Raw genomic sequence first — 8,215 nt, 5'->3', positions numbered from 1 at the left:
AGCAAATTACCATTAGATGAGAATAGTGATATTTGTTAACGCAAAAGACTCATGTGTTGCCAAATGATAAAAAATAAAAATTTAAACCCAAAAATAGGTTATTAAAACGTAAAAGATGGGCAGTTTTAAGTGATAAAGATCACAGCAATTAACCGTTAACATTATTTTACTTTTTGATTTGCACTCAGCCCTGCTAACCTGCGGCACGCTTTGAAATGATGTCGAAGTGCATAAAATAAAGGAGTGTTCACAATGAATACCAAAAAACCGATGTCGCTTACCGGCCGTGTTATTTTAGGTATGGTAGCGGGTATTTTGACTGGCTTTGCCATTCGAGCCCTATTTGCTGAAAACGGATTTGTTGACGCGTATATCGTTAACGGCTTATTCGATGTTGGCGGAAAAATCTTTATCGCCAGCTTAAAAATGTTAGTTGTACCCCTCGTGTTTGTTTCTCTCGTTTGTGGTACGAGCTCACTGAAAGATCTCACCACACTTGGCCGCATGGGCGGTAAAACCCTAGCCTTTTACATCGCAACCACTGCGATTGCCATCACACTGGCACTGACAATGGGCACTGTGTTTCAACCGGGGTCCGGAGCCGATTTAACCGCAGCAAGCTCATTCCAATCTGCGCAAGCCCCTTCTTTGGGCCAAGTGTTTATTGATATGTTCCCGACCAACCCAATCAGCGCGATGGCAGAAGGTAAAACACTGCAGGTCATCGTCTTTGCAGTACTATTTGGCATAGCCATCAGTGCCGCGGGTAAACCGGGCGAGCGTATTGCGGGCGTTTTTAATGACTTGAACGAAGTTATTATGAAACTAGTCGCCTTGTTGATGAACCTTGCTCCATACGGCGTATTTTTCCTGATGGCGAAATTGTTCACCAGCCTTGGTTTAAGTGCCATTTTGAACCTCGCAGAATACTTCGTAGTACTGACGGTTACCTTGCTGCTACACGGTTTTGTCACCTATAGTTTGATGTTGAAAGGCTTTACTGGTTTAAGTCCAATCACCTTCTTCCGTAAAATGGAAGATGCCATTATGTTCGCTTTCTCTACAGCCTCTTCCAATGCAACTATACCCGTCACCATGGAAACGGCTAAAAACCGCTTAGGGGTTGATAACAAGATAGCTTCTTTCACCATTCCGCTAGGTGCGACCGTTAACATGGATGGCACAGCGATCATGCAAGGCGTTGCGACAGCATTTATTGCCCAAGCGTTCAATATCGACCTAACCATGGGTGACTACGTGATGGTCATCCTCACGGCAACACTAGCCTCTGTTGGTACAGCAGGCGTTCCGGGTGTTGGTCTTGTCATGCTAGCGATGGTGCTAAACCAAGTCGGCTTGCCACTAGAAGGTATTGCTTTGATTATGGGTGTTGACCGCTTATTAGATATGATCCGCACCGCAGTCAATATTACTGGTGATAGCTGTGTGACTCTTATTGTGGCGAAAACAGAAGGCGCGTTAGACGAAGCTCGCTTTAATGATCCACAAGCTGGCGTGAAAGAAGAAGAAGTCCATTTAGCAAAAGCTCAAGCCTAACTTTCTTCACTTCCACTCATCAAAATCAAACCCTGTCGCTATTGCTACAGGGTTTTTCTTTATTCGCTTTACAGGTCAAGAATAAGATTAAAAATCAAGTAGATCAGAGCTATCTCACACCGAACTATCTTCAATAGATCTAGAATTTTATCAGCCTAACTTTCTAGGAGTGAACACAATGATACCTCGACGCACATGGCTTCTTTTGTTCTGCACTTTACTCTTTCCTTCAGTCGCTCTCGCTTCCTCTAACGATATCGATTCGTTAGATCTAACACACTCAACGATTGGTTATGCCTCTTTAGTCATTTTTACTCTGGCATACACTTTGGTCATGATGGAGGAGTACCTTAAGCTACGAAAGTCTAAACCTGTGTTACTTGCAGCTGGTTTAATTTGGGCCATGATTGGTTATGTTTATCAGCAGTATGAATTAACCGAGATTGCCAAAAATGCGCTAGAGCATAATTTGCTGGAATACGCCGAATTATTGCTGTTTCTGTTAGTCGCGATGACCTACATCAGTGCAATGGAAGAGCGGCGATTATTTGATGCATTACAAGCGTGGATGGTGGGAAAAGGTTTTGATTTTCGTGCTCTTTTTTGGATCACGGGGCTACTTGCATTTTTCATCTCGCCAATTGCCGATAACCTAACCACCGCACTGTTGATGTGCGCTGTCGTACTAAAAGTGGCAGGAAACAACCCACGTTTTATCAACATTGCTTGTATTAATATCGTCGTAGCGGCTAACGCCGGAGGCGCTTTTAGCCCTTTTGGAGACATCACCACCTTAATGGTTTGGCAAGCGGGCCATGTGCCATTTTCACAGTTCCTTTCTCTGTTTCTCCCTTCTGTGATCAACTACCTTGTTCCTGCATTGCTGATGTCATTTTTTCTGCCCAAGGAAAAGCCAACCACCCTGCATGAACATGTCGAGCTTAAACGCGGAGCCCGCCGTATTGTCGTACTTTTCATGTTAACCATTGCTACCGCCGTAGCATTCCATGCTGTGGTGCGCTTTCCACCCGTGATAGGCATGATGATGGGGCTCGCTTACTTACAATTTTTTGGCTACTTCCTCAGGAAAACCTTACCTACTTCGCTGGCCAAAAAAACCGTAATTGCGATTGCAAATAATGACGAGGCCGCCCTAAAACGTATTGGCTCTGTGGTGCCATTCGATGTCTTTAAGCGAGTTTCACACGCCGAATGGGATACGCTACTGTTTTTCTACGGGGTGGTCATGTGCGTAGGAGGGCTAAGCTTACTGGGTTATTTAGGCTTGATCTCGGAAGTGATGTATAGCCAATGGAACCCCATATGGGCAAACGTGATGATTGGCTTTCTTTCGGCGATTGTCGATAACATTCCCGTCATGTTTGCAGTACTGACGATGGAACCCGATATGTCCACCGGAAACTGGTTGCTCGTCACATTAACAGCGGGCGTCGGCGGCAGTTTACTCTCGATTGGCTCAGCCGCTGGAGTGGCTCTGATGGGCGCTGCACACGGCAAATACACCTTTGTAGGCCATCTAAAATGGACACCGATTATTGCAACAGGCTACGCCGCAAGTATTGGTGTCCACTTACTACTCAATCACGCTTTGTTTTAACGAATTTGCTTCGCAATATAATGACACAGCGCCTCTGCCAGCTGGTGCGAGGCCAAGTTACGTGCCACCACTTCTGAAGCCAGCTTTCCGCTGTTTATCACGCCAATCCAATCGTCAATCATGGCGCTAAAGCCTTTACTGGTCAGCATTGGCGTCCAATCTTTTAAACTAAGGGCTTGCTCTTGCCCTTGATGCCAACGTTTTCCTTGTGTAAACGAGTCAAACTCAAAACCTTCATTCACAAAGCTCGCGCTGACTCGCTCAGCGGTTATGCCGAACTGGCGATTCATTGAGGCATGCAGCAAACTTTCGCCGTGTTGCCATTGAACATCCAAGCGGGATAACTGACCTTGATGCTGCTGGTAGGTAATATAAGCATCATCCAATGTGGCTTTAGCATTCACGTTTACGCTGTCTAGCGGATGGATAAAATCATCAAAGATAAAGGTGCGCACATCACCGGGCAGATCATAGCGGTGCTTTTCCCAACGAAGCGAACGTAAGTCGTTTCTATTACCAGTTTGCACTGCATTTAGGTGTTGGTTATAGAGCGGAATATGTCGGCGATTAAAACCTACATACAAGGGTTGACGATGCTTTTCTGCAAGCTCATACAACATTTCACAGGCGCTTGCACTGTCGGCTAGCGGCTTATCAACAAAGGTTGGAATTCCGTGTTCAAGGAAAAATTGGGCGATTTGAGGGTGAGCCGAGGTCGCCGCATGGATCATAACCGCATCAACGTTATAGCCAAGTAGCTCTCGATAATCCGTGCAATTCTCTGAAATGCGGTAACGCTGCGCTAGTTGCGTAACAAGAGCTGGATTACGAGTACAAAATACCAATTCTAAATCTGGGCGTTGTGTGATGACCGGAAGATACGCCTTTTGCGCGATATCACCTAGACCAATAATGCCAATTTTCATCATCAAATCTCTTTTCGTTAGATGAAGGTTAGGCTAACACAAGAAGATTAAAAAGGGAGGTGTAGAACTCAGTGAAAAGGCAATCCTTGCCTGTCTGGGATGAGGCTAAAATGGGCTCTCTTTGTTCAGTTCATTGCAAATTTCAACAATCGCTAATGAGAGCCCGGATTTGATGATTTGTTGCTGACGCTGAAGTTGAAGCTGGTAAAAATCCAGTTCAATGTCGCCATCCGGTTCCAATACTTCCAACTGCACCATGCCCATTTTGGCCACCAAATGGAGCTTTTTTATCGGCACCAAAATTTTCGGGTCGGTGAACTCGTATTCAGCACCATCACTGTTGAGTTGATTACGCAGTTTGATGATATCTTCAATATCGTGGTAAACATCATCAGGTAATACCCCAAGACCAAACAGCAGTTTTAGCCTGACAGACAAGTTGCCGAGTGGTCCCGAATCTTGCAATAGAGGGCCAACTACTGATTGGACAGCGAAGTTATCTTTGCGAAAAATGCGTTGCATTAATGCGTCAATCGCCTCATTGAACACTTCAACCGTCGTAATAAAGAATCCGCGCACCGAATGGGCACTATTCAGTCGTTCAATTATATCGCTTTCGTTAATTCTATCTGCCATACGCTGTACTAATTGTTGTTATAAAGGGAGGGCATTAGCGCCCTCCAAAGTATTTATGTGATTAAAGCTGTTTGTAGATCGCTTCAATTTGCTTAACCTGCTCACTCTGCTCATCTAACCCTGTGTAATGGGCCAGTGTTTTACATACGCCATATTGGTTCAATGATGTTTGAAGCTCGACTGCTTGAGGATCGCTGTCGTTGGTATATTTAAGGGCCGCCGCAATCCCTTTCAATAGCGTTTTGTTTTCAACACCGTACTCGATTGTACCGAGTAATGGCTTGATTAATCTATCACTGGGGCCTAATTTTCGTATTGGCTGACGACCAACGCGATCCACTTCATCCACCAAATATGGGTTGGCAAAGCGGCTCAATATTTTTTCGATATAAGCGGCGTGCAATTCAGGGTCAAAACCGTAACGACGAATGAGTACTTCACCGCTTTCATGCATGGCTTGCTTCACTTGCTGACGAATTGCAGGATCTTCAATTGCTTCACGAATCGTCTTATGACCACTCAAACAACCCAAATAGGCGGTAATGCAGTGCCCAGTATTTAAGGTGAAGAGTTTACGCTCAACAAAAGCCATCAGATTATTGGTTTTTTCCATCCCTTCAATGTTGGGGATCTCACCTTTAAATTGCTGTTCATCAACAATCCATTCGCTGAAACTTTCAACCGTCACGGCCAACGGGTCATCGTTCGCGGCTTCGACAGGTGGCACAATGCGATCCACCGCGGAATCGACAAAACCAATTAACTCATCGGTTTTAGCATGCAGCGATGGGTCTAGATATTTATACACTTCGCCTTTCAGGTGTGTTGTACCGCGCACCATGTTTTCACAAGCGATCACATTGAGTGGCTGTTCATTGCCCGCTTCAAATCTTTTGGTGATGCCTTTGGCGATCGTTTTCGCAATGATATCAAGCACTGCAGGGCCGACAGCTGTAGTAACTAAATCCGTTTTTACAATGCGATCAATCACATCATTACTGGCTGAATTCACCGCAGTGACATGAGTGACAGTATCAATTTTGCACTCAGAACCCACTACCTTTACTTTGTATTCTTGACGATGACTCAATTGATCGACCAAAGGTTCATTTACATCGGCAAAAGTCACTTCAATGTCTGCATCGGCCAATAATTTACCAATAAAACCACGACCAATGTTACCCGCGCCAAAATGTACTGCATTTTTCATAATCTTACCTACCAAAAACTTATCTAAAAGAGAAAAGAGCGCTTAATACTTCAATTGAGGTGAGGTCAGCAGTATAGGGGAACAGCCGACCTCGTTTTGCCTCAGGAGCAAAAGCGTTACGCTGCTTGGTTACCCGATAGGATGGCCAAGATATCGCTCACGTCTCTGGTTGAGGTGAGCTTCTCGATAGCATCAGGCTCATCGAGTGCGTTGGTAATGGTGGTAATAACTTGAATATGTTCATCATTTTTGGCGGCAATACCGATAACTAGTTTCGCGACGCCATCTTGGTCGTCCGTAAACTGCACACCAGCAGGATATTGGCAAATCACAATACCCGTTTTAATCACACGGTCTTTGGCGGCGACGGTGCCATGAGGAACGGCAATCGATTCTCCAAGATAAGTGGATACCATTTTCTCACGTTCAAACATGGCATCAACATACTCAGGCTCCGCATAGCCAAGCTCAACTAACTTATTGCCAGCGAAACGAATGGCTTCTTCTTTATTAGCGGCATTCAAACCTAAGTGAATGTTTTCTTTTTGGATTTGAAAAACGGACGGTTTTTGAATTTCAAAGCTGTCGTCATTCGCAGCGAGGATGGATACTTTAACCACATCGCTATCATTCGCCGCCTTAGGGCGTTGAGCAGCCAAAAGCTTAGTCACAAGCTGGTTGTACATTTCACTGTCTAAAAAGTTGCTCAGTGAAATATGCTGTGCACTGGGTGCATGTGTGCGTGCGCGGCCAGTCAGGTCTTTATGAGTAATCACGATTTCTGCGTTCTCCGGCAAACTATTGATGGCAAGGTTAGTGACGTGAATCGCTAAGCCCGCATCTTTGATTTTTTTACGCAGCATGCTTGCGCCCATTGCGCTTGAACCCATACCCGCATCGCAAGCAACAATAATGCTTTTCACGTTGGCTAAATCAATATTGCTTTTTTGAGAAGCCGTCGTCACATTGCCCTTTGCGCTCGATTTCATCTCTTTCATTTGTGATGTGGCTTTTTCTAACGCCGCTTCATCACCTTCTTCCTCGGTGCTGCTCTGTGCTTTCATCAATAATGATGCAACGGTAAAGGACACACCTGCCGCACCAAATATTGAGCATAATACGCCAACAATCGATCCTTTCTGTGTCATCAGTAACACTGCAAAGATAGAGCCAGGAGACGCTGGAGAAACAATACCTGCATTGAAGAGAGTCAAAATGAACACCCCTGTCATACCACCAGCAATCGCTGCAAGAATCAGACGTGGATTCATCAGTATGTATGGGAAATAAATCTCATGGATGCCGCCGAAGAAGTGAATGATGGAAGCGCCACCAGCTGTTTGACGTGCTGTACCTTTACCAAACACCATGTAAGCCAACAAAATACCGAGACCAGGGCCAGGGTTTGCTTCAATTAAGAAGAAGATTGACTGCCCCATTTCACTGGCTTGTTGAATACCTAACGGTGAGAAAATACCGTGGTTAATCGCGTTGTTAAGGAACAAGATCTTCGCGGGTTCAACAAAAATAGAGGTGAGTGGTAAAAGGTGTGCTGAAACTAGGAAGTTTACGCCTGCCGCTAAACCACCAGAGAGCACTTTGACAAATGGCCCAATAAGGTAAAACGCCAAGATTGCGCCAAGCATACCAATAATACCTGCCGAGAAGTTGTTTACCAACATCTCAAAACCGCTTTTTACTTTACCTTCAACACGTTGGTCAAAGGTTTTGATCGCCCAACCACCCATAGGGCCAACCATCATGGCTCCCATGAACATGGGGATATCTGTTCCGACAATCACACCCATTGTGGTGATGGCACCGACAACAGCGCCACGTTCTCCACCAACCAATTTACCACCCGTGTAACCAATCAGCAGTGGTAATAAGTAAGTAATCATCGGCCCAACCATAGATGCTAACGTTTCATTCGGTAGCCAACCTGTTGGGATAAATAGTGCGGTTATAAAGCCCCACGCGATAAACGCGCCAATGTTTGGCATAACCATGTTAGATAAGAAGCGACCAAAATTTTGTATCTTGATCTTTGCATCTGGTGATATCATGTGGATTCCCCGTTCGATGTTCTGATGAATATTGTTGTTGTAACGGTTCTGCGAAAAACCGTTGATTGCTTAGTACACAATCAATTTACCACACAATTTCATTCTGGAACTGACGACGGGTTTTTCGTGATCAGCCCCTCATAAATCCTAGCTTACAAATCATTTCTTCGTGATCATGGTCATTAAATTGACATGTAAATTT

6 protein-coding genes are annotated in these 8,215 nt (G+C 44.9%); 2 read left to right on the top strand and 4 right to left on the bottom strand.

The annotated features are described in order from the left end of the window. The first annotated feature begins 252 nt into the window (after positions 1–252). A complete protein-coding gene (locus B9J84_RS13965) occupies positions 253–1,557 on the top strand; it encodes a dicarboxylate/amino acid:cation symporter (protein WP_029189696.1) in 1,305 nt (434 codons plus the stop codon). 169 nt (positions 1,558–1,726) lie between these two features. Continuing rightward, complete coding sequence (gene nhaD, locus B9J84_RS13960; RefSeq protein WP_088733080.1) at positions 1,727–3,175, top strand: sodium:proton antiporter NhaD; 1,449 nt, start codon at positions 1,727–1,729, stop codon at positions 3,173–3,175. On the opposite strand, the gene B9J84_RS13955 is transcribed toward nhaD, so the two are convergent. The 4 genes from B9J84_RS13955 to B9J84_RS13940 form a co-directional block, all read right to left on the bottom strand. Further along, positions 3,172–4,101: a Gfo/Idh/MocA family protein gene (locus B9J84_RS13955; protein WP_026027760.1), complete on the bottom strand. Its 930-nt coding sequence runs from the start codon at positions 4,099–4,101 to the stop codon at positions 3,172–3,174. The two genes, nhaD and B9J84_RS13955, sit on opposite strands and share 4 nt — an antisense overlap. Before the next feature lie 105 nt (positions 4,102–4,206). Next, positions 4,207–4,737: an MltR family transcriptional regulator gene (locus B9J84_RS13950; protein ID WP_010319258.1), complete on the bottom strand. Its 531-nt coding sequence runs from the start codon at positions 4,735–4,737 to the stop codon at positions 4,207–4,209. A gap of 61 nt (positions 4,738–4,798) precedes the next feature. Continuing rightward, on the bottom strand, positions 4,799–5,947 hold the full coding sequence (locus B9J84_RS13945; RefSeq protein ID WP_094124388.1) for a mannitol-1-phosphate 5-dehydrogenase: 1,149 nt from the start codon (positions 5,945–5,947) through the stop codon (positions 4,799–4,801). A 116-nt stretch (positions 5,948–6,063) separates the two neighbouring features. Further along, positions 6,064–8,013 carry a PTS mannitol transporter subunit IICBA gene (locus B9J84_RS13940; RefSeq protein WP_019283047.1) on the bottom strand — a complete coding sequence of 650 codons (1,950 nt, stop codon included), beginning with the start codon at positions 8,011–8,013 and terminating at the stop codon, positions 6,064–6,066. Between the last annotated feature and the right edge of the window lie 202 nt (positions 8,014–8,215).

Source organism: Vibrio sp. V03_P4A6T147 (genome assembly GCF_002241085.1).
GTDB classification, from domain to species: domain Bacteria; phylum Pseudomonadota; class Gammaproteobacteria; order Enterobacterales; family Vibrionaceae; genus Vibrio; species Vibrio anguillarum.
This window is presented reverse-complemented; position numbering and strand designations above follow the sequence as displayed.

What these genes read in the sequence shown, in the direction of transcription:
- B9J84_RS13965 (WP_029189696.1), top strand. Translation starts at nt 253, where the DNA reads ATGAATACCAAAAAACCGATGTCGCTTACCGGCCGTGTTATTTTAGGT.
- B9J84_RS13955 (WP_026027760.1), bottom strand. Translation starts at nt 4,101, where the DNA reads ATGAAAATTGGCATTATTGGTCTAGGTGATATCGCGCAAAAGGCGTAT.
- B9J84_RS13950 (WP_010319258.1), bottom strand. Translation starts at nt 4,737, where the DNA reads ATGGCAGATAGAATTAACGAAAGCGATATAATTGAACGACTGAATAGT.
- B9J84_RS13945 (WP_094124388.1), bottom strand. Translation starts at nt 5,947, where the DNA reads ATGAAAAATGCAGTACATTTTGGCGCGGGTAACATTGGTCGTGGTTTT.
- B9J84_RS13940 (WP_019283047.1), bottom strand. Translation starts at nt 8,013, where the DNA reads ATGATATCACCAGATGCAAAGATCAAGATACAAAATTTTGGTCGCTTC.